The sequence below is a fragment of the Rhizobacter sp. LjRoot28 genome, assembly GCF_964253025.1.
Lineage (GTDB): Bacteria > Pseudomonadota > Gammaproteobacteria > Burkholderiales > Burkholderiaceae_C > Rhizobacter.
On record NZ_CAXUQC020000001.1, the window covers coordinates 4,893,028 to 4,913,476 of the forward strand.

General features: G+C 69.4%; 20 protein-coding genes and 1 pseudogene. 8 read left to right on the forward strand and 13 right to left on the reverse strand.

The genetic code is table 11. From position 1 onward, the window contains the following. Positions 1-44: 44 nt before the first annotated feature. From ACSQ2F_RS22410 to ACSQ2F_RS22450, 9 genes are all read right to left on the reverse strand, one after another. Positions 45-485, reverse strand: a complete 441-nt coding sequence (locus ACSQ2F_RS22410) for a nuclear transport factor 2 family protein (RefSeq protein ID WP_436026505.1) — start codon at positions 483-485, stop codon at positions 45-47. After that, positions 482-1,255, reverse strand: a complete 774-nt coding sequence (locus ACSQ2F_RS22415) for an SDR family NAD(P)-dependent oxidoreductase (protein ID WP_436026507.1) — start codon at positions 1,253-1,255, stop codon at positions 482-484. Before ACSQ2F_RS22415 ends, ACSQ2F_RS22410 begins: the two co-directional genes overlap by 4 nt. Positions 1,256-1,259: 4 nt before the next feature. Next, positions 1,260-1,784, reverse strand: coding sequence for a DUF3833 domain-containing protein (locus tag ACSQ2F_RS22420; RefSeq protein ID WP_436026509.1), 525 nt, complete (start codon positions 1,782-1,784; stop codon positions 1,260-1,262). Next, a complete protein-coding gene (locus ACSQ2F_RS22425) occupies positions 1,781-3,043 on the reverse strand; it encodes an MFS transporter (protein ID WP_436026510.1) in 1,263 nt (420 codons plus the stop codon). Before ACSQ2F_RS22425 ends, ACSQ2F_RS22420 begins: the two co-directional genes overlap by 4 nt. After that, positions 3,040-3,594, reverse strand: a complete 555-nt coding sequence (locus ACSQ2F_RS22430) for a chalcone isomerase family protein (protein ID WP_436026512.1) — start codon at positions 3,592-3,594, stop codon at positions 3,040-3,042. Before ACSQ2F_RS22430 ends, ACSQ2F_RS22425 begins: the two co-directional genes overlap by 4 nt. A gap of 2 nt (positions 3,595-3,596) precedes the next feature. Beyond that, entirely contained in the window at positions 3,597-4,832 is a 1,236-nt protein-coding gene (locus tag ACSQ2F_RS22435) for a class I SAM-dependent methyltransferase (protein ID WP_436026917.1), read from the reverse strand. Positions 4,833-4,851: 19 nt separating this feature from the next. Continuing rightward, a complete protein-coding gene (locus ACSQ2F_RS22440; RefSeq protein ID WP_436026514.1) occupies positions 4,852-5,637 on the reverse strand; it encodes a DUF1365 domain-containing protein in 786 nt (261 codons plus the stop codon). Further along, a complete protein-coding gene (locus ACSQ2F_RS22445) occupies positions 5,634-6,932 on the reverse strand; it encodes an NAD(P)/FAD-dependent oxidoreductase (RefSeq protein WP_436026515.1) in 1,299 nt (432 codons plus the stop codon). Before ACSQ2F_RS22445 ends, ACSQ2F_RS22440 begins: the two co-directional genes overlap by 4 nt. Positions 6,933-7,223: 291 nt before the next feature. After that, the gene (locus ACSQ2F_RS22450) at positions 7,224-7,805 is read right to left on the reverse strand and encodes a glutathione peroxidase (protein ID WP_436026516.1); all 582 of its coding nucleotides are present in this window, start codon (positions 7,803-7,805) and stop codon (positions 7,224-7,226) included. 168 nt (positions 7,806-7,973) lie between these two features. Between ACSQ2F_RS22450 and ACSQ2F_RS22455 the strand changes: the two genes are divergently transcribed. After that, positions 7,974-8,852, forward strand: coding sequence for a ferritin-like domain-containing protein (locus ACSQ2F_RS22455; protein WP_436026518.1), 879 nt, complete (start codon positions 7,974-7,976; stop codon positions 8,850-8,852). 10 nt (positions 8,853-8,862) lie between these two features. After that, positions 8,863-9,336: a D-glycero-beta-D-manno-heptose 1-phosphate adenylyltransferase gene (gene rfaE2 / locus ACSQ2F_RS22460; protein WP_436026520.1), complete on the forward strand. Its 474-nt coding sequence runs from the start codon at positions 8,863-8,865 to the stop codon at positions 9,334-9,336. On the opposite strand, the gene ACSQ2F_RS22465 is transcribed toward rfaE2, so the two are convergent. The 3 genes from ACSQ2F_RS22465 to glnE are packed head-to-tail and all read right to left on the reverse strand — an operon-like array spanning position 9,297 to position 13,580. Further along, complete coding sequence (locus tag ACSQ2F_RS22465; RefSeq protein WP_436026522.1) at positions 9,297-10,223, reverse strand: DMT family transporter; 927 nt, start codon at positions 10,221-10,223, stop codon at positions 9,297-9,299. The two genes, rfaE2 and ACSQ2F_RS22465, sit on opposite strands and share 40 nt — an antisense overlap. Beyond that, complete coding sequence (gene rrtA / locus ACSQ2F_RS22470; protein WP_436026524.1) at positions 10,216-10,797, reverse strand: rhombosortase; 582 nt, start codon at positions 10,795-10,797, stop codon at positions 10,216-10,218. Before rrtA ends, ACSQ2F_RS22465 begins: the two co-directional genes overlap by 8 nt. After that, a complete protein-coding gene (glnE, locus tag ACSQ2F_RS22475; RefSeq protein ID WP_436026526.1) occupies positions 10,797-13,580 on the reverse strand; it encodes a bifunctional [glutamate--ammonia ligase]-adenylyl-L-tyrosine phosphorylase/[glutamate--ammonia-ligase] adenylyltransferase in 2,784 nt (927 codons plus the stop codon). The genes rrtA and glnE overlap by 1 nt, the downstream gene beginning before the upstream one ends. 264 nt (positions 13,581-13,844) lie before the next feature. On the opposite strand from glnE, the gene ACSQ2F_RS22480 reads away from it, so the two are divergent. Next, complete coding sequence (locus tag ACSQ2F_RS22480) at positions 13,845-14,702, forward strand: carbon-nitrogen hydrolase family protein (RefSeq protein ID WP_436026528.1); 858 nt, start codon at positions 13,845-13,847, stop codon at positions 14,700-14,702. On the opposite strand, the gene ACSQ2F_RS22485 is transcribed toward ACSQ2F_RS22480, so the two are convergent. Then, the gene (locus ACSQ2F_RS22485; protein WP_436026530.1) at positions 14,659-15,873 is read right to left on the reverse strand and encodes an FAD-dependent monooxygenase; all 1,215 of its coding nucleotides are present in this window, start codon (positions 15,871-15,873) and stop codon (positions 14,659-14,661) included. The genes ACSQ2F_RS22480 and ACSQ2F_RS22485 overlap by 44 nt on opposite strands. A gap of 213 nt (positions 15,874-16,086) precedes the next feature. Here ACSQ2F_RS22485 and ACSQ2F_RS22490 point away from each other — a divergent pair. The 5 genes and pseudogenes from ACSQ2F_RS22490 to ACSQ2F_RS22510 form a co-directional block, all read left to right on the forward strand. Beyond that, positions 16,087-16,566 (forward strand): annotated as a pseudogene (locus ACSQ2F_RS22490) (FxDxF family PEP-CTERM protein); the annotation flags it as partial. A gap of 181 nt (positions 16,567-16,747) precedes the next feature. After that, a complete protein-coding gene (locus ACSQ2F_RS22495; RefSeq protein WP_436026532.1) occupies positions 16,748-17,710 on the forward strand; it encodes an EpsD family peptidyl-prolyl cis-trans isomerase in 963 nt (320 codons plus the stop codon). 14 nt (positions 17,711-17,724) lie between these two features. Further along, positions 17,725-18,627, forward strand: a complete 903-nt coding sequence (xrtB, locus tag ACSQ2F_RS22500; protein WP_436026534.1) for an exosortase B — start codon at positions 17,725-17,727, stop codon at positions 18,625-18,627. Next, entirely contained in the window at positions 18,624-19,319 is a 696-nt protein-coding gene (gene epsI / locus ACSQ2F_RS22505; protein ID WP_436026536.1) for an exosortase-associated protein EpsI, B-type, read from the forward strand. Before xrtB ends, epsI begins: the two co-directional genes overlap by 4 nt. A gap of 79 nt (positions 19,320-19,398) precedes the next feature. Then, entirely contained in the window at positions 19,399-20,433 is a 1,035-nt protein-coding gene (locus ACSQ2F_RS22510; protein ID WP_436026538.1) for an SPFH domain-containing protein, read from the forward strand. Positions 20,434-20,449 lie beyond the last annotated feature (16 nt).

The following is a 20,449-nucleotide window of genomic DNA, read 5'->3' on the forward strand; positions in this document are numbered from 1 at the left end:
GGCACGGCGCCGCGCGAGCCCGCGCGGCGTCGGCCCGGTCGAGGTCAGCTTCGGGCCCGGCGCTTCAGCCACCGCATCAGACCGCCTACCACGGGCAGCTTCTCGTAGAGTTCCTCGGCGGCATCCCAGTAGTCACGGTGCATCACGACGCGGCCGTCGGCATCGAAGCGCAGGTGCGTGGCGCCGCGCACGCATTGCGTGCCACTCGCGTACCGCTTGAAGCCGAACAGGAAGTCCCAGGTCAGGAACCACTGGTCGCCCGAGCCCACCGCCTGGTGCACGACGAAGCGTGGGGCGTCGAGCGAAGCGAACATGTGCTCGAACACGGCACGGATCGCCGGCACGCCGCGCACTTCGTTGAATGGGTCCTTGAACAGGGCATCCGGGGCATACCACTGATGAAGCCGGTCCAGGTCGGCCGGCGTGAGCCGCTCGAACAGCGCCACGATCTCGGCGACGCGCGGATCGCTCGGGCTCGGGTTCACAGGCCGGTGCCGCGGCGCACGGCGGTGAAATAGAGTCCGTCGCCGAGGTGGCGCAGTGCCTTCAGCCAGAGCGTGAAGCGCTTGGGGAAGTGAATCTCGAAGCGACCGCCGGCCCAACCCTTCACGATCTCGACCGCGGCGCGCTCGGGCGTGATGAGCGCCGGCATGGCGAAGTCGTTCTGGTCGGTGAGCGGCGTGCGCACGAATCCGGGATTGATCACCGACACCCCGATGCCAAGCGGGTGCAGATCCAGGTACAGCGTCTGCGCAAGGTTGATCAACGCCGCCTTGGTCGGCCCGTAGGCGAGTGATTGCGGCAGGCCGCGGTAGCCCGCCACGCTGGACACGAGGCTCAGGTGGCCGCTGCGCTGCTCGATCAGCACCGGCAGCACCGCGTCGAGCAGGTTCAGCGCCCCGACGTAGTTGACCTGCTGATGGCGAACGGCTTCGTCGAGATCGAAGGCGGTGGCGCGCATGGCCTTGTAGTGTCCGGCGCAGTACATCACCACGTCGATGCGGCCGTACCGGTGCACGATGGCGGCGGCGGCACTCCGCAGTGCGGCGGCGTTGGTGGCGTCGGCCACGAGTCCGAGGCTGCCCGGATGCTGCACCTCGAAGGCCCGCAGTGCCGGTTCACTGCGGGCGGAGACGACCACCCGTGCGCCGAGTTCGTGCAGGCGGGCGCCCGTGGCGCGGCCGATACCGCTGGAGGCGCCGACGAGCCACACCACACGGCCGGTCCAGTCGATGAGCGAAGGATTGAGGCGCATCGGGTCAGGCCTTGGTGAATGACAGGGTGACTTCGCCCAGGCGGATGCCGAACTTGCTCATCACGGCCCGGTTCAGCATCACGCGTTCGTCGACGAGGTACATCCAGTCGTCGAACTGGACCTCGACCACGTTGCCGTCCACCGGCAGGCGCAGGGTGTAGTTCCAGCGGAACGCGTTGCCTGCGGCCTGGCCCGTGGCGGTGCCGACCACGTCGCCGGCAGTGCCGGTGTAGCGGCCGTCCGCATGTCGCGTCAGGCGCCAGACCCGGCGATCGGTGGTGCCGTCGCTGTAGGTGAAGGCTTCGTCGAGCACGCCCTCGTCGCCGGTCCAGGCACAGCGCATCAGCACGGTGAAGCGCTTCACCACCTTGCCGGACCGGTTGGTGAACACGCCATGCGCGACCACATCGCCATTGAAATACTGCTTGAGGTCGAGCAGCGGGCGCTCGGCGGCGTAGTCGGCCGGTTGAGGGCCGGCGCAGCCCACGAGCAGGGCCGCGGTGGCGGCGAGAAGCAGGCGTCGTTTCATTCGAACCTCGGGAGTTGACGGGGCCACAGGACGGCCAGCAGCAGCGCGGCCAGCAGCTTGAGCGCGCACGGCAGCAGGCAGTACGCGAAGGTGAGGGTGTCCAGCGCTTCGGGGCTGGTGCTGCCCGGTGCATAGCCGCCCCACTGGAGGGCGGGCAGGGCGAGTCCCGCGGCGAGGGCCAGGTTGAGCTTGCTGGCGAAATTCCACCAGCCGAAGTAGGCGCCTTCGGCCGCGCCGTCGTGGCCGGCCTGCTGGATGACGCCGGCGAGCAGGGCACTCGGCAGCGTCAGGTCGGCGCCGAGGGCCAGCCCGCTCAACAGGCACACGGCGGCGAAGGCCAGGCCGTCGCCCGCGCCCAGGCTGGCGGCCCAGGCGAAGGTCGCCACGGCAAGCACCATGGCCCCGCCCCAGCACGAGGCGAGGCCGAACCGCTTGACGCCTTGCACCCACAGCGGCACGGAGGCCGCCGCGGCGGCGAAATAGCAGACCAGGAACACCGGCGCCATGGCCGGAAGCTGCAGGCGGTCGCGGATGAAGAACAGCACCAGCGTCGCGGGAATGGCGCTCGCGATGCCGTTGACGAGGTAGATCGCCAGCAGCCGTCGGAAGGCCGGCGTGCGCAACGGCATGCGCAGCGGCGTGGTCGGCCGTGCAGGGTGACGGGCCGCTCGCGGTGCGCGGCGCAGCATCATGACCGCACCCGCCAGCAGCAGCGCGAAGACGCCGGAGGTGATCGACAGGCCGGCGAGCGCCGGGAGCACGCTGGCGACGAGCACGCCCACCAGCGCCAGCCCTTCGCGCCAGGCCACGATGTGCGCCCGTTGCGCTTCGCCCCCACCGAGGCGGGCGCCCCAGGCCTGGTGCAGGATGGACAGCGCGCTGTAGCCCAGCGTGGTCACCAGGAGCAGCGCGCCCAGCCACGCCAGCAGCTGCACCTGCGTGAAGCCGGCGTCCGGGAAGAAGAGGCCGCGGAAACCGAGCGCCAGCACCACGGCGGCGCCCGCAGCGGCGAGCCACGCCGCCTGACTGGTCCGCGCCAGCAAGGCGTCAGCGGCGCGGCCGATCCATGGATCCACGACGGCGTCGAACAGGCGAACGGCCAGGAGCATGACGCCCAGCGTGGCCAACGGCACGCCGAAGCGTTCGGCGTAGTGATTGGGCAGGACGACGTAGAGGGGGAGCGCGACGAAGGCGAGCGGCAGGCCGAGGGCGCCATACCGCGCACCGTCCTGCCACCGGCCGGTCCAGGCCGTGCTCATGGCGCGTCCGCGCTCGTGGCGAGCAGCGACGCGCGCATCGCCGGCTCCGAGGTGCGCGGCGACAGCCAGATGCCGAAGAACAGCGAACCGAACGCGGGGTCGTCCACCTCATGTCGCAGCCGGCCATTGACGAAGAAGCGCACCCGCTGGTCCGACCGGAGGATGCCAGTGATGCGATCGCCGGCCGAGACATCCGGAAATGCAGCGGTCATGGCGGCGAGCCAGGCCTGTGCACGGGCCGCCGGCAGCCGTTCGAGTCGCTCCATCTCGGCCAGCGAGCGTTCGGCGATCAGCCGGCCATCGAGCGCGCGGCCGTAGGTGAGTTCGAGCGCCAGGGCCTGTCGCGCGAAGCTGGCCGGTGCGAAGCCGGGGCGCACCCAGAGGCGCGCGTCGTACACGTGCAGGCCGAAGTAGCGCATCCGGGCCGAGCCCTGCAACCGCGCGTCCGGCAGCTCACCCTGGACCTCCGCTGGCACCTGCAGCCGTGCCCATGCCGGCAGCCCATTCGCGGCGAGCAGGAGCGAGGCCAGCAGGTGACGGCGCGCCAGCATGTTCAGTCCCGCACCAGGGTGAACTGGTAGACGCCGGTGTTGCCGGTGTCGAAGGCCGCTTCGCAGTAGGCGAGGTAGAAGTCCCAGGTCTGCATGAAGCGGGAATCGAAGCCCTGGCCGCGCACATTCGGCTCCTCGGCGAGGAAGCGTTCGCGCCAGCGGCGAAGGGTCTCGGCATAGTCCGGCCCGAACGACAGTTCGTTCACGACCCGAAGCCCCGCCGCGGCGGCAGCGGCCCGGAAGGCCGAAGGGCTGGGGAGCAGACCGCCCGGAAAGATGTACTGCTGGATGAAGTCGGTCGAGCGGCGATAGCGTGCGAACAGGTCGTCGTGGATGGTGATGGTCTGGATGCAGGCGTGGCCACCCGGCTTGAGCTGTCGACGGATGGTCTCGAAGTACCCGGGCCAGTAGGCCTCGCCCACGGCCTCGAACATCTCGATCGAGGCAATGGCGTCGTACGGGCCGTCGGCGATGTCGCGATAGTCCTGGAAGCGCAGGTCGCCGGGCAGGCCCTCACGTGCCAGGCGCTCCTGGCCGTAGGCCAGTTGCTCCGCCGAGAGCGTCACGCCGGTGACGGTGGCGCCGAAGTCGCGCGCAGCACACTCGGCCAGGGCGCCCCATCCGCATCCGATCTCGAGTACGCGGGCTCCGGGCGCCGCGCCGCACTCGCGAAGTGCGCGCCGCACCTTCGCCCATTGCGCATCGACCAGCGAACCGCTCCGATCGCCCTCGAACCAGGCGCTCGAGTAGTTCATCGTCGGATCGAGCCACAGCGAATAGAACGGATTGCCGAGGTCGTAGTGGGCATGGATGTTCTTCTTGCTGCCCTGGCGCGAGTTGCGGTGCAGCAGGTGCTTGGCGCGGTAGAGCAGCGAACCCCACCACGAGCCGTAGACCACCGATTCGATGGCGTCCCGGTTGGCAATGAACACCTTCAGCAGCGCGACGAGGTCGGGCGTGGTCCAGTCGCCGGCGATGTAGCTCTCGGCGAAGCCGATGTCGCCCGACTTGAGCGCGGCGGCGCAGACGTTCCAGTTGCGCAAGCGCAGGGTGGCACGGGGATGCGAGTCATCGGGGTGCCCGAAGTGCATCACCTGCCCGTCGGGCAGCTGCACGTCCAGCGTGCCGTGCTGCAGCCGCCGCAGCAGGGCGAAGACCGCGCGTGCGGAAGTCGGTGCCGAGCCGGGCAGGCCCTCGCTGCGCAGGGCCGGCACGGGGGAAGTCGTGGTGGTGTTCATCATCGGGCGACGGTGACGGTCAGTGGGATACGAAGGTGCTGGGGGCGGAAGGCTTGCTGAAGAAGGGCACGCGCTTGCCCCACAGCTTCAGGGCCTGCCAATGGATGCGGACGATCACGCCGAGCGTCATCAGCGGCATGCCGAAGAAGGCGGAGCGGCGCGCGACGGCGTTGAGCGGCGTCAGCTCTCCCGACACGCTCGTTTGCAGCAGCACGCCCTCGGCATCCGCGTGGTCGATGCGCACGACGGTGCGCGCACGGGAGCCCGCCGGCCGGCCGAGATCGGTGCGCATGAAGCGGAAGCGGTACATGCCGGCGGTGTCGCAGAACGGGGAGACGTGGAAGACCTTGCTGGCTCGAAGTTCGCGGCCGAACGCGAGTTCCGGGCCGGTGAGCAGGTAGCAGTGCCGCTCGCCGAAGGTGTTGTTCACCTCGACGACGATGGCGGTGAGACTCCCGTCATCGCGGTGGCAGTACCAGAAGCTCACCGGCTTGAAGGTGTGACCCAGCACGCGCGGATAGCAATGCAGCCAGATCTCGCCCCGGGCATCATGGATGCCCTCGCGCGCCAGCAGGTCGTCGAGCCATGCGAGGCTGTCGGCCCGGCCGTCGCCGTGGTCGCGGTCGGCGAAGCTGATCAGTCCGAACCGGTTGCGGCACAGGTCGGCGCACGGCGCCTGGCGCAAGCTGCGCATCGGCAGCATCAGGAAGTAGGTGGGGTAGGCAAAGCGGTTGGCCCGCGGGCGCAAGCGCGTGTGGCGCACTTCACCCCGGCCGATCAGTGGCCGGGCGGCAGCGGCTGTCATGCGGCCGCCAGCGTTCGGGCCGGCGCACCGCGCGCCGCCCAGCTTGCCTGGAGTCCGGCGACCACGGCCAGGCCGGACATCAGCCCGTCCTCGTGGAAGCCGTAGCGCGTCCAGGCCCCGCAGAACCAGGTGTTGCCCCGGCCCTGCAGGTCAGGGACGCGGCGCTGTGCGGCGATGGCGGCCTGATCGAAGACCGGGTGCGCATAGTCGATTTCGCGGTGGACACAGTCGGCGCGCGGCTCGGTGACCGGGTTGAGCGACACGATGACCGGCGTCTTGAAGGGCAACGGTTGCAGGCGGTTGAGCAGGTAGTGCAGGCAGACGGCCTGTTGCTCGCGGGCCGGGTTCGCGGCACGTTCGTAGTTCCAGGCCGCCCAGGCGAGGGGCCGGGTCGGCAGCAGCGCGGTGTCGGTATGAAGAACGGCCCGGTTGTGGTGGTACCGCACCGCACCGAGCACCTGCGCCTCTTGCGCGGTGGCATCGGCGAGCAGCGCCAGCGACTGGTCGCTGTGGGTGGCGAGCACCACGTCGTCGAAGCGCTCGGTGCCCTGATCGGTGGACACCAGGACATGGTCGCCCATTCGGCGGATGCTGCGCACCGGCGTGTTCAGACGCGCGTCCGGAATGCGGGCCAGCATCTTGTGCACATAGGTTCGCGCGCCGCCCGTCACGGTGAACCAGCGCGGCCGGTCACTCACCTGGATCAGCCCGTGGTTGTGGCAGAAGCGGATCATCGTGGCGATGGGGAAGCGCAGCATCTGTTCGGTCGGGCACGACCAGATGCAGGCGACCATCGGCAGGAAGTACCCCTCGCGGAAGGACTGCGAGAAGCGATGCGCGTCGAGGAACTCACCGATGGGCTGCTGCAGCGCCGCGTCCTGGTCGCGCTCGGCCAGTGCGGTGCACAGCCGGTTGAAGCGAAGGATGTCGGCCAGCATCTTCCAGAAGCGCGGTCGCAGCAGGTTGCTGCGCTGGGCGAAGACCGTGTTCAGGTCGCAGCCGCTCCACTCCAGGTTGGCGCCGGGTGCCTTGACCGAGAACGACATGTCCGACAGGGCGGTCTCGACCCCGAGTTCGGCGAACAGGCGAATCAGGTTCGGGTACGTGCGCTCGTTGAACACCAGGAAGCCGGTGTCCACGCCGTGGGTGATGCCCTCGAGCGTGATGTCAACTGTGTGGGTGTGACCGCCGAAATGCCGGCCCGCTTCAAACAGCGCGACCTCGGCCTGGCCGGCTAGGTGGTACGCGACGGACAGGCCGGAGATGCCGGAGCCGATGACGGCGACGCGGCGCATCAGGCAGCCCTCCCGGGAAGAGAAGATGCCGCACAGCGCCCCGGGGCGAAGCAGGGAGGGAGGAGGGAGGAGGAGAACCGCCCCGGGATTGCATTCGGTCGAGCCGAACGGCTGTGCAGCAGAAAACCGGTGGACGCCAGGGAGCGGCGACCGGCGGATTCGACGCTCGACGCGCCGCCGAGTTCCGTTCCGATGAAGCGGGTTTCAGCGACCGCGCGCCGGACGGCGCGGCGGAAGGGAACGGACGATGGGCGGCGTGAACTCATGAGTCAAAATATAACTCACCAGTCTTCATTTTGCATCCAGAAGTTTTTCAACGCTGCGCACAAATGCCGGATCCTGCGGGCTGGTGCGCGTCCCGAAGCTCTGAACGGTGTTGCCGTCGCGCGAAATGACGTACTTGTGGAAGTTCCATTTCGGCGAGTCACCGGTGCGTTCGCGCAGGGCAATGAACAGCGGGTTCGTTTCCGCGCCGGCCGAGGCCTTCACCCGGCTCTTGACGAACATCGGGAACTTGACGCCGAAGGTGTTCTCGCAGAAGTCCGCGATTTCCTTGTTGCTGCCGGGTTCCTGGTTGCCGAAGTCGTTGGATGGAAAGCCGAGCACCACCAGGCCGCGTTCGCCGTAGCGCTCGTGCAGCGCTTCCAGGGCCTTGTACTGGGGCGTGAATCCGCAGAAGCTGGCGGTGTTGACGACAACGACCACCCGCCCGGCGTATTGGCAGAGGTTCTGCGGCTTCTCGTCCTGCAGGCGCAGCATCGTGCGGTCGAGCAGCGGCGGACAGGCCGCCTGGGCGGCCAGCGGCGGCAGGCCGAGGGCGGCGGCCAGACCCAGGGACCTCAGCGCCCGGACAGGGAAGGAGGGAAGTTTCATGGACATCTCCGGCGAACGACAGGGCGTCCAGCATGCCACTCCCCCGGCGTCCTGCGGTGGGTTTCGCCGGGCGGTCCAGCCCTTCGATGCCCTTGGCCATTGGTGGGCACGCGCTCAACTGTCACGGAGTGCGGTCTAGAATGACAGACCCTCACCTTGGGCCGAACCATGCTGTATCCCGAACTGTTCAAGCAACTCGAAGCCGTCCGCTGGAACATGGACACCGACATCCCGTGGGATCAGTTCGACGCCAGCTTGTTGACCGAAGAGCAGGCGCAGACGATCAAGATGAACGCGATCACCGAGTGGTCCGCATTGCCGGCCACCGAGATGTTCCTGCGCGACAACCGCGACGACAGCGACTTCTCCGCCTTCATGAGCGTCTGGTTCTTCGAGGAGCAGAAGCACTCGCTCGTGCTGATGGAGTACCTGCGCCGTTTCCGTCCCGACCTCGTGCCGACCGAAGCCGAACTGCACGAAGTGCGCTTTGAGTTCGACCCGGCGCCGGCACTCGAAACCCTCATGCTGCACTTCTGTGGCGAGATCCGCCTCAACCACTGGTATCGCCGCGCGGCCGAGTGGCACTCCGAGCCGGTGATCAAGGCCATCTACGAAACCCTGGCCCGTGACGAAGCCCGCCACGGGGGGGCGTACCTGCGCTACATGAAGCGCGCCATGCAGAAGTTCGGTGACGAGGCCCGCGCCGCCTTCGCCAAGGTCGGCGTCCTGATGGCCAGCGCCCGCCGCACGGCCCAGGCCTTGCACCCGACGAACCTGCATGTGAACGCCAACCTGTTCCCGCGCGACACCATCCAGAGCCGGCTGCCCAATCCGCAGTGGCTCGAGCAGTGGCTCGACAAGCAGATCCAGTTCGACGCGGTGTGGGAAACCAAGGTCGTCGACCGCATCCTGCACAACATGAGCCTGCTCCTCGAGCGCAGCTTTGCGAGCGTCCAGGAGCTGAACCGCTATCGCAAGGAAGTTTCGGCCGCAGCTGCGGCAGCGGCCAAGGGCAAGCCCGCCGAGCCGGGCGCCCAGCCCGCCTGAGCCAGCCGCCTTGGCGTCCTTCCTCGACAAGCTGTGCGCCGGCGCCGACCTGCCGGCGCGCGTCGCAGCGCTGCCGCGCAAGCTGGTGTTCACCAACGGCGTCTTCGACATCCTCCACCGGGGCCACGTCACCTACCTCGAGCAGGCGCGGGCCCTGGGCGCGAGCCTCGTGCTCGGGCTCAACAGCGACGCCTCCGCCCGCCTGCTGGGCAAGGGACCGGACCGACCGCTCAATGCGGAAGCTGACCGCGCCTGCGTGCTGGCCGCCCTCGAGAGCGTGAGCCTCGTCGTGCTGTTCGACGAGCAGACGCCGGTCGAACTGCTCAAGCGCGTGCGCCCGGACCTCTACGTCAAGGGCGGCGACTACGACATCGAGTCGCTGGAAGAGACGAAATGGGTGCGGAGCTGGGGTGGCGACGCCTGCGCGCTGTCCTTCGTCGACGGTTACTCGACCACCTCGCTCGTCGGCCGCATCCGCGGCTGACGGTTCACCAGGGCGATGCCGGCCACCACGCCGGCCAGCGCCACCAGCAGGCGGACCGTGACCGCCTCGCCCAGCAGCACGACGCCCATCAGCAGCCCGAAGACCGGTGTCAGGAGCGTGAACGCGGACAAGCGCGTGGCGGGGTAGTGGCGCACCAGCCAGAACCAGACCAGGTAGCTCACGAACACGACGATCAGCGTCTGGTAGCCGAGCGACAGCCAGGCGAGCGCCGACAGGGAGAGGGTCCATCGATCGCCCAGGGCGAGCGAGGCGCCGAGCAGCATCACCCCGGACACGGCCAGCTGGTAGACGAGCGTCTTCTCCGGCGCCGCGCCCGCCAGCGGCGTCGCACGGATGACGAGCGTGGTGGCCGCCCACAGCACCGCCGCGACCACGCCCAGGGTGTCGCCCAGCCACTGCAGCGGCCCGACGGCCGGCTGGGTGAAGCCTTCGGCGAAGGCGAATGCCACGCCGGCGAAGGCGACGACGAGGCCGCCGAACTGGGCGGCGGAGAGCCGCTCCGCCCGCGTGATGAACGGCATGCCGAGCGCCACCACGAACGGTGCGAAGTAGATGAAGACGATCATCCGGGACGCGGTGGTGTACTGCAGGCCGAAGAACACGCAGGCGAATTCGGCGCCGAACAGCAGGCCCGCCGCGAGGCCGCCGGGCAAGGTGCCGTCGCTGCGCCACAGGGGGATGCCGCGGGCACGCGCCCACGCGATCACCAGCACCGCGCCTGCCAGCGAACGCACGGCCGCCTGGACGAGCGGCGGCACTTCACCCAGCACCGCCTTCACGGCCACCTGGTTCAGGCCCCACAGCACGCAGCAACCCACCACGAGGACGATCGCCAGGCGGTCCAGGTGCGGTCGACGGTCAGACATGGGCACGCCTTTGCCGAAGCAGTTCGGCCGCACCGCTGCACAGCGCGCCGGCCACCGCGCCGGTGAGGTGCGCGATCGGGGCGATCGGAATGTCCCAGTGCGGAGAACTCTGCACGGCTGCGCGCCAAGGCGTTTCGGACGTCAGCTTGAGCGCCAGCAGAACCAGGGACACGACACCCACCCAGCGCTGTCGCCCCATGCCCGAGGCGGCGAGGTGAACGGCCGCAGCCGCAACGCCCGCGTGCAGCACGCCTGACAGGCCGCCATAGTGGCGAAGCTCGGGCACATGCAGCAGCGCGACGTGCCCGAGCGGCCAGGCCGCCAGCCAGGCAAGCGTGGTGCGACGCCGGACGTCACCCAACCATCCGTAGGCAGCGACGAGTGCCGCGGCCAGCAGGTTGGCCGTGAAGTGCGCCGGGCTCAAGTGCACGAAGGCCGCCGTCCACCACCGCCAGGGTTGTTCGAGCCAGAGGCCCGGCTGCCAGTCGAGGGCCCCTGACGGAACCGCAAGCCGCGCCAGCACGGCACCGGCGGCCATCAGGCCGGCCAGCGCCGGCCAGCTGCGCGACGCCATCACGCCGTCGGAAAGACGGCGGACCACAGGGCCAGCACGGCGTCGCGTTCGGCCTCGAGCAGGCGTTCGTCGAACTGGGTCGGCTTCTCGTCGAGCCGCGCCCGGTGCTGCGCCCGGCGCATTTCCCGGTAGGCGTTGGCCGCCTTGCGGCCGACGCCGACCGGCAGCAGGCCGCAGGCCTCGGCCCGCTGGAGCAGGGCGATGTTGCCCACGTTGTCGAGCAGTTCGGGATGGCCTGCGCTCTCGGAAAGCACCAGCAGCTGCACGGCGAACTCGACGTCCATCATGCCGCCCGGGCTGTGCTTCACGTCGAACAGGCCGGCCGGCACCGGATGCGCCGCCCGCACGCGCTCCCGCATGTTGGCCACTTCGGCGCGCAGCGCGGCCGGATCGCGCTCGGCGCAGAGGACGGCGCGTCGCACTTCCTCGAAGCGCGGGGCCAGCTGCACATCGCCCGCGCAGAAGCGCGCCCGGGTGACCGCCTGGTGCTCCCACGTCCAGGCCGTGTTGCTGCCACGACCGCGCTGGTAGTTGTCGAAGGACTGGATGGACGTGACGAGCAGGCCCGAGTTGCCGTTCGGCCGCAACGCGGTGTCGATGTCGAAGAGCTCACCTGCCGCGGTACGGGTCGTGAGCCAGTTGATCAGCTTGCGCACGAAGGCCGTGTAGACCTCGGCGGCACGGTAGGGATCGGCCTCGTCGGCATCGTCGTAGAGGAACACGACGTCGAGGTCGCTGCCGTAGCCGAGCTCCTTCCCGCCCAGCTTGCCGTACGCGATGATCGCGAACACCGGTTGTTCGCGGTGGCGCTGGCGAAGGTGGATCCAGGCCCATTGCACGGCGCACTGCAGTGTGGCGTCGGCCAGGGCGGACAGGTCGTCGGCCACTTGCTCGACGGTGATGTGGCCCTCGACGTCGCGCACCAGGGTGCGGAACACCTCGGCATGGTGGGCTCGGCGCAAGGTGTCGAGCAGCGATTCCTCGTCGGCCTGGTTGAAGCGCGCCCACGCGGTGTGGCGCGCTTCCAGGTCGGCGATGTAGGTGTCACGTTCGAAGCGGCCGTGCAGCAACCGTTCGTCGGCGAGTTCGTCGATCACGCCGGGATGGCGCATCAGGAACTGCGCGGGCCAGCGTGCGAGCCCGAGCAGGCGCAGCAGGCGCAGCTGTACCTCCGGGCGCTCGACCATGAGGGCGAGGTAGTTCTCCCGGCGCAGCAGCGGCTCGAGCCAGTCGATGAAGCGGGCGGCCGCCTCGATGCTGCAGGTACCGGCCTCGACGGCCTGCGAGGCCCGCATCACCAGCCGCACCAGCCGTTGCCGGCCGTCGTCGCTCAGCAGACGGATGCGGGGATGGTCGGCCCAGGGGCGCACGCGTTCGGCGAGCGCCGGCGGCAGTTGCTCGCAGAACTCCTCGCTGTCGATCGCCGCGGGCGCCGTGCCGCAGCTGCGACAGCCGTTGGGACCGCCGTTGCTGGACGGCGGGCGACCGTCGTGCAGCAGCGCGTCGAACTCCATGGCGACGAACTCGCGCGTCTCGCACAAGGTGTCGAGCAGTTCGCAGGCGTCGGCGTTGCACTCGGTGAGCCCCATGCTGCGGGCGATCCAGGCCAGGTCGGCATCGGCCGTGGGCAGCAGGTGGGTCTGCTGATCGTCGAGGAACTGGATGCGGTGCTCGATGCGGCGCAGGAAGGTGTAGGCCTCGGCCAGGCGCTCGGCGCTGCCGGGCTTCATCAGCCCGCGCGCCGTCAGCCGCTCCAGGGCCTTCAGCGTGGAACGGGTGCGGATCTCGGGAAACTGTCCGCCGCGCACCACCAGCAGCAACTGCACGATGAACTCGATCTCGCGGATGCCACCGCGCGAGAGCTTCACGTCGTTGGCGCGCTCGGGCCGGCCGGCGGCGCGCCGCTGGGCCTCGTCGCGCACCTTGCGGTGCAGCTGGCGAAGCCCTTCGAAGACGCCGTAGTCGAGGTAGCGTCGGTAGACGAAGGAGGTTACCGTGTCGCGCAGGGCCATCGCGCGCCCGGTGCGCAACGCATCGAAGGGCGCCACCACGCGGCTCTTGAGCCAGGCGAAGCGCTCCCACTCACGACCCTGGATCAGGAAGTACTCCTCCAGCATCGCGAGGCTCACGACCGGCGGGCCCGAGTTGCCGTTGGGTCGGAGCGCGAGGTCGACGCGGAACACGTTGCCGTCCTCCGTCACGTCACCGATCAGCGCGTAGAGGCTGCGCGCGACTTCGCTGAAATACTCATGCGCACTCACCGAGCGAGGGCCGGTGGTCTGGCCGGCGTCCTCGTAGACGTAGATGAGGTCGATGTCGGAGGAGACGTTCAGCTCGTGCGCCCCGAGCTTGCCCATGCCGACCACCCAGAACTCGATGCGCCGGCCGGACTCGTCCAACGGCGGGCCGAAGCGGGCGTCCTGGTCGGCGCAGGCCTGGATCACCGCGCGGTCGAGCGTCACTTCGGCCAGCGCGGTCATGGCGCGGGTGATGTCGAGCATGGCTGCGTTCTGCTCGATGTCGAGCACCGCCAGGCGTTCGAGCACGATGTTGCGTGCCACCCGCATGGCGCTGGCGAGCGCGCGTCCACCGGAGAGCAGCGTGTCGATCAGGGTCCCAATGGTCTCTGCCGTCGGCAGGCCGGCCGCAAGCAGTGGCAGTTCGGCCGCGTAGCGGCGGCGCACACGCTGCACGAAACGGCTGTGGTCTGCGGGCGCCGAGGCCGGCACGTCGCTGCGCGGGCTCTCGGCCGGCACGGCGGCAGGGGAAGACTCAGTGGCCATGAAGTGGTGGAATGCCCATCGATCGCGGGGCCGGGTCGGGCTGGTACGTGGCGTGACCTCGGATTTCGCCGGATTCTGCCCCACAACCAAACCCTCTGCTCTGCGGGGACACCCGGCTGGCGGCCGCGCCACAGCGGGGTGTGTGGAATGCCACGAGTCCCGCACAAGGGCCTGCGTCCGACCCCGGGACCACATCCGGTTGCACGGGGTGCGGCGCTTGGGCGTAAGCTCGTTGGCGATGACACGAACGCCGCGGAGGATTCCATGTTGATTGCTGCATTGCAGATGGTTTCCACGCCGGACCTGCACCGCAACCTCGAACGTGCCGATGCCCTGATCGCCGAGGCGGCCCAGGCCGGCGCGTCCCTCGTGGCCCTGCCGGAGTACTTCTGCCTCATGGGGCACACCGACCGGGACAAGCTCGCCGTGGCCGAGGCGCCCGGCGATGGCCCGATCCAGTCCATGCTGTCGAACGCCGCGCAGCGGCACGGCGTGTGGGTGATCGGCGGCACCTTGCCGCTGCGCACGGGCGACCCCGATCGGGCGCTCAACAGTTGCGGCGCCTACGGTCCCGACGGCCGGCAGGTGGCGCGCTACGACAAGATGCACCTGTTTCGCTACGACAACGGCCGCGAGCGCTACGACGAGGGACAGGTGCTCGACGCGGGCGGGTATCCGGTGGCTTTCCAGGCCGGGTCGTTGCGCGTGGGCCTGAGCATCTGCTACGACCTGCGCTTCCCGGAGCTGTACCGTGCGCTCACCGTCGACCCGTGCGACCTGCTCGCCGTGCCGGCTGCGTTCACGCACACCACCGGGCGGGCCCACTGGGAGCTGCTGCTGCGCGCTCGCGCGGTGGAGAACCAGTGCTACGTGATCGCACCCGCGCAAGGCGGGCTGCACGAGAACGGCCGCCGCACCTTCGGCCACAGCATGGTGGTCGATCCCTGGGGCGAGGTGCTGGCCATGCGGGAGGAGGGCGAAGGCGTCGTCATGGCCACTCTGTCAGCGGAGCGGCTTGCGGCCGTCAGGGCGCAGCTGCCCGCGCTCAGTCATCGGCGCGGGAGCCTGGCCGAAGGATTCAGCGGCGTCCGAACATCATCTGCCGGGCCAGCAAAGACTTGAGCGGCGGCGCAGCCTGCAATGCGGCCAGCCCGAAGCCCCGCAAGGTGCTCAGGCCGGGCAGCTGCCAGGTGAAGCTGCGCGCGAGGAAATCGGTGGCCGCGATCATGGCCCAGCGGTCGGGGGCCCGCTGCCACTGGATGCGGCGCAGCGCACTGTCGATGTCGGGCTGGCGCGTCAGCCGGGCCACCAGTTCGTGGGCATCGCGCAACCCGAGGTTCAATCCCTGGCCCGCGACGGGGTGCAGCGTCTGGGCGGCGTTGCCGATGCGCACCGTGCGCCCCTGAACGAGACTTCGCTCCGCATTGAGGCCGAGCGGGAATGACTTCAGCGGCGAAACCGCGGTGATGCGGCCGGTGCCTTCGGCGAAGAGGTTGTCGAGCACGGCGACGCGCTGGGCATCGGTGAGCGGTGCCACCGGGTCATCGTCCGACGGCACGCACCACACGAGCGATGCGCGGGCGTGGCCCTCCGGGCCGTCCGGCAAGGGCAGCAGCGCGGCCGGACCGTTGGGGGTGAAGCGCTCGTAGGCGACGCCCCGCTCGCTGCCGGCAAGCGTCACGGTGCCGACCCAGGCCGTCTGACGGTAGTCGCGCGTCAGGCCCTTGCGCGCCTGGTCGGAGAACACCCCGCCCTCGGCCACCACGGCGAGGTCGAAGCGCTCGGCCACGCCGGCATCGAGTTCGATGCCGCCGGGCAGCGGCTTGAGCGCCGTGACCCGCGTGCCGAAACGTGCCGACAGTCGTGCCGGCTCGGCGTCGCAGGCGGCCAGCCACGCGGCTTGCAGCGGTGCCACGATCGCCCCGTACGACGCCACGGCACCGAGCTGCGCCACCCGCTCGTCCTCGGCCCGGATGCACAAGGCCGGCTCGCGGTCGGTGCCCACGGTGAGTCCGAGCAGGGCCGGTTGCTGCTGCGACACATGCACCGCGCGGATCGGCATGGCCCGGGTGGCGACCGCCGGCCAGACGCCCAGGCGCTCCAGCGTCTGGACGCTGCCGAGCGACAGTGCGAGCGTGCGTGGGTCGGCCGCGACCGGCGCGTCGACCGGCCTCACATCGAACACGGTCACCTGGGCGTGCGGCAACTGCCGCGATGCCTGCAAGGCGAGGGCGAGCCCGACCGGGCCGGCCCCGATCACGGCAAGCGACAGGGAAGAGGATCTGGCGTTCATGTGTGCGGATTCTCACGAATGAAGCGAACGGCGGCCGACAGTGCCTGCGGGCCCTCCCGCGAATGAGGGGTGGCGGTTTGCGGCTCCTCCCCCCTGCCCATGGGGGGCGCCGCGGTGTCCCCCCGCCCGCACGCATGGCACATTGAGTCAGGCATCTGTGCCACAGCATTTGAACAGGAGTTGGGTATGAAACTAAAGGCTTTGGTGGCCTCCATCGCGCTGGCTGCGGCCGGTTCCTCGATGGCCGCCACGTTCGGCCTGGGCGATGTGACGGCGGGGCAGTCGGTCTGGTTCGGCAACTGGTTCGGCAAGAACCAATCGTTCAGCGACACCTTCACCTTCACCCTGACTGGTGACTCGAACACCATCGGCACCATCTGGGACGCCGAGTTCCTGTCGCGCAACGACACGACCCTGACCTCGGTGACGCTGACCGGCGGTGGCCTGTCGTCGACCATCGTCGACACGACGCCGGCCGACTTCTCGTTCAGCAACCTGATGGCCGGTACCTACAACCTCATCGTGAACGGCACGGTGTCGGGCCACAACCTCGGCCTGTACGAGGGCGCTGGCTACGCCGGGCGCATGGATGTCGCGGCCGCCGTGCCGGAACCCGAAGCCATCGCCATGCTGGCGCTGGGCCTCGGTGCCGTCGGTTTTGCCGCACGCCGCCGCAAGAACCAGTCGAAGTAAGCGCTCGGGTGTCCGTTCGCGGGCGCCGCGCACACTCCGCGAGGCGGATCCGACCGGGTCCGCCTTTTTTCATGAGGCGTCCGCCCCTTTGCGGCGGTCGTGAATTTGCACCGCCGGTCGCGCTCTGTGCCATGCTCGCGCCCCGGCTCCGGATCATCTTCCGGCCTTCTGGAACTCCGACATGACCTTTTCGCTTCGCTCATCTGGTTCCCGTGCTGCCCTGCTGGCCCTCGCCGTGAGCACCGTGCTCGCGATGGCGGCCTGCTCGAAGGACGGCGAGAAGAAGGCCACCTCGCAGGTGGCGGTGAAGGTGAACGGCGAAGAGGTGTCCGTGCACCAGGTCGACCTGGTCCTTCGCCGGCAGCTGGCAAACGTGCCGCCCGCCCAGCAGGATGCGGCCGCCAAGCGCGTGCTCGAGGGACTCGTCGACCAGGAAATCACCGCCCAGGCGGCCCGACGGGACAAGCTCGACCAGGACCCCCGCGTCGTTCAGATGATGGAGGCGGCCAAGCGCGACGTGCTGGCCCGCGCCTACCTCGAGCGCCTCGCCGAGCGAGTGACCGAACCGTCCAGCGACGAGATCGACCGCTACCACGACGGCCATCCCAACCTCTTCAGCCAGCGGCGCCTGTACTCCCTGCAGGAAACCACCGTCGCGCTGCCGGCCGAGCGGGCGCAGGCGCTGAAGGCTCGCATCGAGGGCGCCGCCACCCTGACCGAACTGAACGAGCTGCTGCGCGCCGAATCGCTGCAGTTCTCGACCCGCCAGACCTCCGTCTCGGCTGAGGACGTGCCCCTCGCGATGCTCGATCAGCTCGCTGCCCTGAAGGAAGGCCAGTCGATGGTCCAGGCGCGCGACGGCGGCGTGCGCGTGCTCACGGTTCTCAATGCCCAGCTGGCCCCGGTACCGCCCCCCGTGGCCAAGCGCCTGGTGGCGGCCTTCCTCACCAACGACCGCAAGCGCACTGCGCAGCAGCAGGGCGTGACCGCCCTGCGCGAGAAGGCGCAGATCGAGTACCAGGGGCGCTACGCCCAGCTGGTGGCCGCCACGGCTGCCAGCGCCCCCGCCGGTGCCGCGGGCGCGTCGGCTGCGGCGCCCGCCGACGGTCTTGCCCCGGCTGAAACGGCGGCGTCCGCCCCCTGATCCTTTTGCCCGCCATGACGCCGCTCGCCCCTGCCGCCTCCACCCGACCGGTGCACCCGGTCGTGCGCTGGTTCGCCCCGCTCGACCCCTGGGCGTTCGCGCTGGTGGCGATCGGCCTCGGCGTCCTCTACGTTCCCACCTACTGGGATTTCCTGCACGGGTTCTGGGTGTCGTTCAGCCAGGGCCACGAGCCGCTGGTGCTCGGCATTTGCGGCTGGCTGGCCTGGCGGCGCCGCGAGGCGCTGGCCGCCCTCGCACCGGAGGCGGCCGCGCCCCGTGCGGCCGCGGCTGCGCTGGTCATCGGGATCCTGATGTACGTGTTCGGCCGCACGCAGCAATTCCTGCGCATCGAACTGCTGTCCCAGGTGGTGGTGCTGGCCGGCGTCGCGCTGGCCTATCGCGGCTGGGCCGGCCTGCGCGCGGTGTGGTTTCCGCTCTTCTTCCTGATGTTCGTCATCCCGCTGCCGTACGGCACGGTGATGGCCATCACCGGTCCGCTGAAGGCCGCCGTGTCCGCGGTTGCCACGGCCGGCATGTCTGCACTCGGCTACCCAATCGGGCGCTCGGGCGTGGTCATCACCATCGGCCAGTACCAGTTGCTGGTGGCCGAGGCGTGCGCCGGCCTGCAGACCATGTTCACGCTCGAAGCCATGGGCCTGCTCTATACCAACCTCATGGCCTATCGCTCGCCGGTGCGCAGCATCATCCTCGCGGTGATGGTGATCCCCGTGGCCTTCCTCGCCAACGTGGTGCGGGTCATCATCCTCGTGCTCATCACGTACCACCTGGGCGACGAGGTGGGCCAGGGCTTCGTCCACGGCTTCGCCGGTCTGGTGCTGTTCGCCGTGGCCCTGATGTTCATCATGGGGTTCGACCGCCTGCTGGGTGCGGTGCTGCCGAAGCGGTGGGCCGAATGACGATGCAACCTGCTCGCCGCAAGGCCCTCCTCATCGCGGCCGCCATGGGCGGCGGTGCGGCGCTGGCCGTGGTCGGCAAGCCGACACGCCGCCTCGCCGATGAACGCCCCCCGGTCAAGCTCGAAGCCGTCTTCCCGGAGCGTTTCGCCGGTTGGCAGGTGGCGCCGACCGCCGGCGCGCTGGTGCGTCCGTCCGACGAGACCGGCAAGATCTATGGCATCTACGACCAGGTGCTGGAGCGGGTGTACGTCGGCCCGGCGGGCGAGCGCGTGATGCTGTCGGTGGCCTACGGCACCGAGCAGTCGGTCGGCCTGCAGGTGCACCGGCCCGAGATCTGCTATCCGGGCGGCGGCTTCAAGGTGAGCGAACTCACGCGGCTCACGCTGCCGATCGGCGGCCGCGAGCTGCCGGTGACGCGGCTCTTCGCCACGCAGCCCGGGCGCGCCGAGCCCATCACCTACTGGACTGTGCTCGGCGACACCGTCGAAGGCAGCAGCCGGTCGTTCCGGTGGCGTCAGATCCTCTCGGGCCTGCGCGGCCAGATCCTCGACGGCATGCTGGTGCGGGTGTCGACCCTCGACACCCAACTGGACCGCGCCTACGCCCAGCAGGCCCGCTTCGCCAACGACCTGGTGGCCGCGGTCGATCCGGCCATGCGCGTGCGTGTGATCGGCAAAGCCGCGCCGGTGTGACAAGCACCACTTCCGGGGGAGGCGGACCTGCCTCCGGGAGGTCCTATGATGCGCGGATCAACTGCCGGGGGAGAGCCGCATGGGCCTGATGGATTTCATCAAGAAACAGTTCATCGACATACTCGAGTGGACCGAGTCCGGCGACGGCGTGCTCGCATGGCGCTACCCGATGGCGGGCAACGAGATCCAGTACGGCGGCTCGCTCACCGTGCGCGAGTCGCAGATGGCGGTGTTCGTGAACGAGGGCAAGGTCGCCGACGTGTTCGGCCCCGGCATGTACAAGCTGACCACCAGCACGTTGCCGGTGCTCACCTACCTCAAGAACTGGGACAAGCTCTTCCAGAGCCCGTTCAAGAGCGACGTCTACTTCTTCAGCACACGCCAGCAGGTGGACCAGCGCTGGGGCACCTCGCAGCCGGTGACCATCCGCGACAAGGACTTCGGTGCCGTGCGCCTGCGCGCCTTCGGCAACTACAGCTACCGCATCGTCGATCCGAAGCGCTTCCACACCGAAATCTCCGGCACCCGCGACCTCTACACCGTCGCCGACCTCGACGGGCAGCTGCGCGGCCTGATGCTGCAGCACATCTCGGACGCCGTGGCCTCCAGCGGCGTGGCCTTCCTCGACCTCGCGGCCAACCAGATCGAGTTCGCGCGCGCGCTGCAGGAGGCGACCGCACCGTCCTTCGAGGCGCTCGGCCTGAAGCTCGAGAGCGTGACGATGCAGAACGTCTCGCTGCCCGAGGAGCTGCAGAAGATCCTCGACCAGAAGATCGGCATGGGCATGGTCGGTGGCGACATGGGCAAGTTCATGCAATACCAGACCGCCCAGTCCATCCCGAAGTTCGCGGAAGGCGCAGGGCAGGGTGGGAGCGTGGCGGGCGACGCCATGGGGCTGGGCGCCGGTGTGGCCCTCGGCCAGGTGCTCGCGGGCCAGCTGTCGCAGGGCCTGCAGAGCCAGCCCGCCGCCACCGCCGCGACCGCCGCGGGCGCCATCCGTCCCGAGGACGTGATGGCCACGCTCGAGAAGCTCGGCGAGCTCAAGGCCAAGGGCATCCTCACGCAGGAAGAGTTCGACGCCAAGAAGGGCGAACTGCTGAAGAAGCTCGTCTGAACGCGCACGTGTGAAC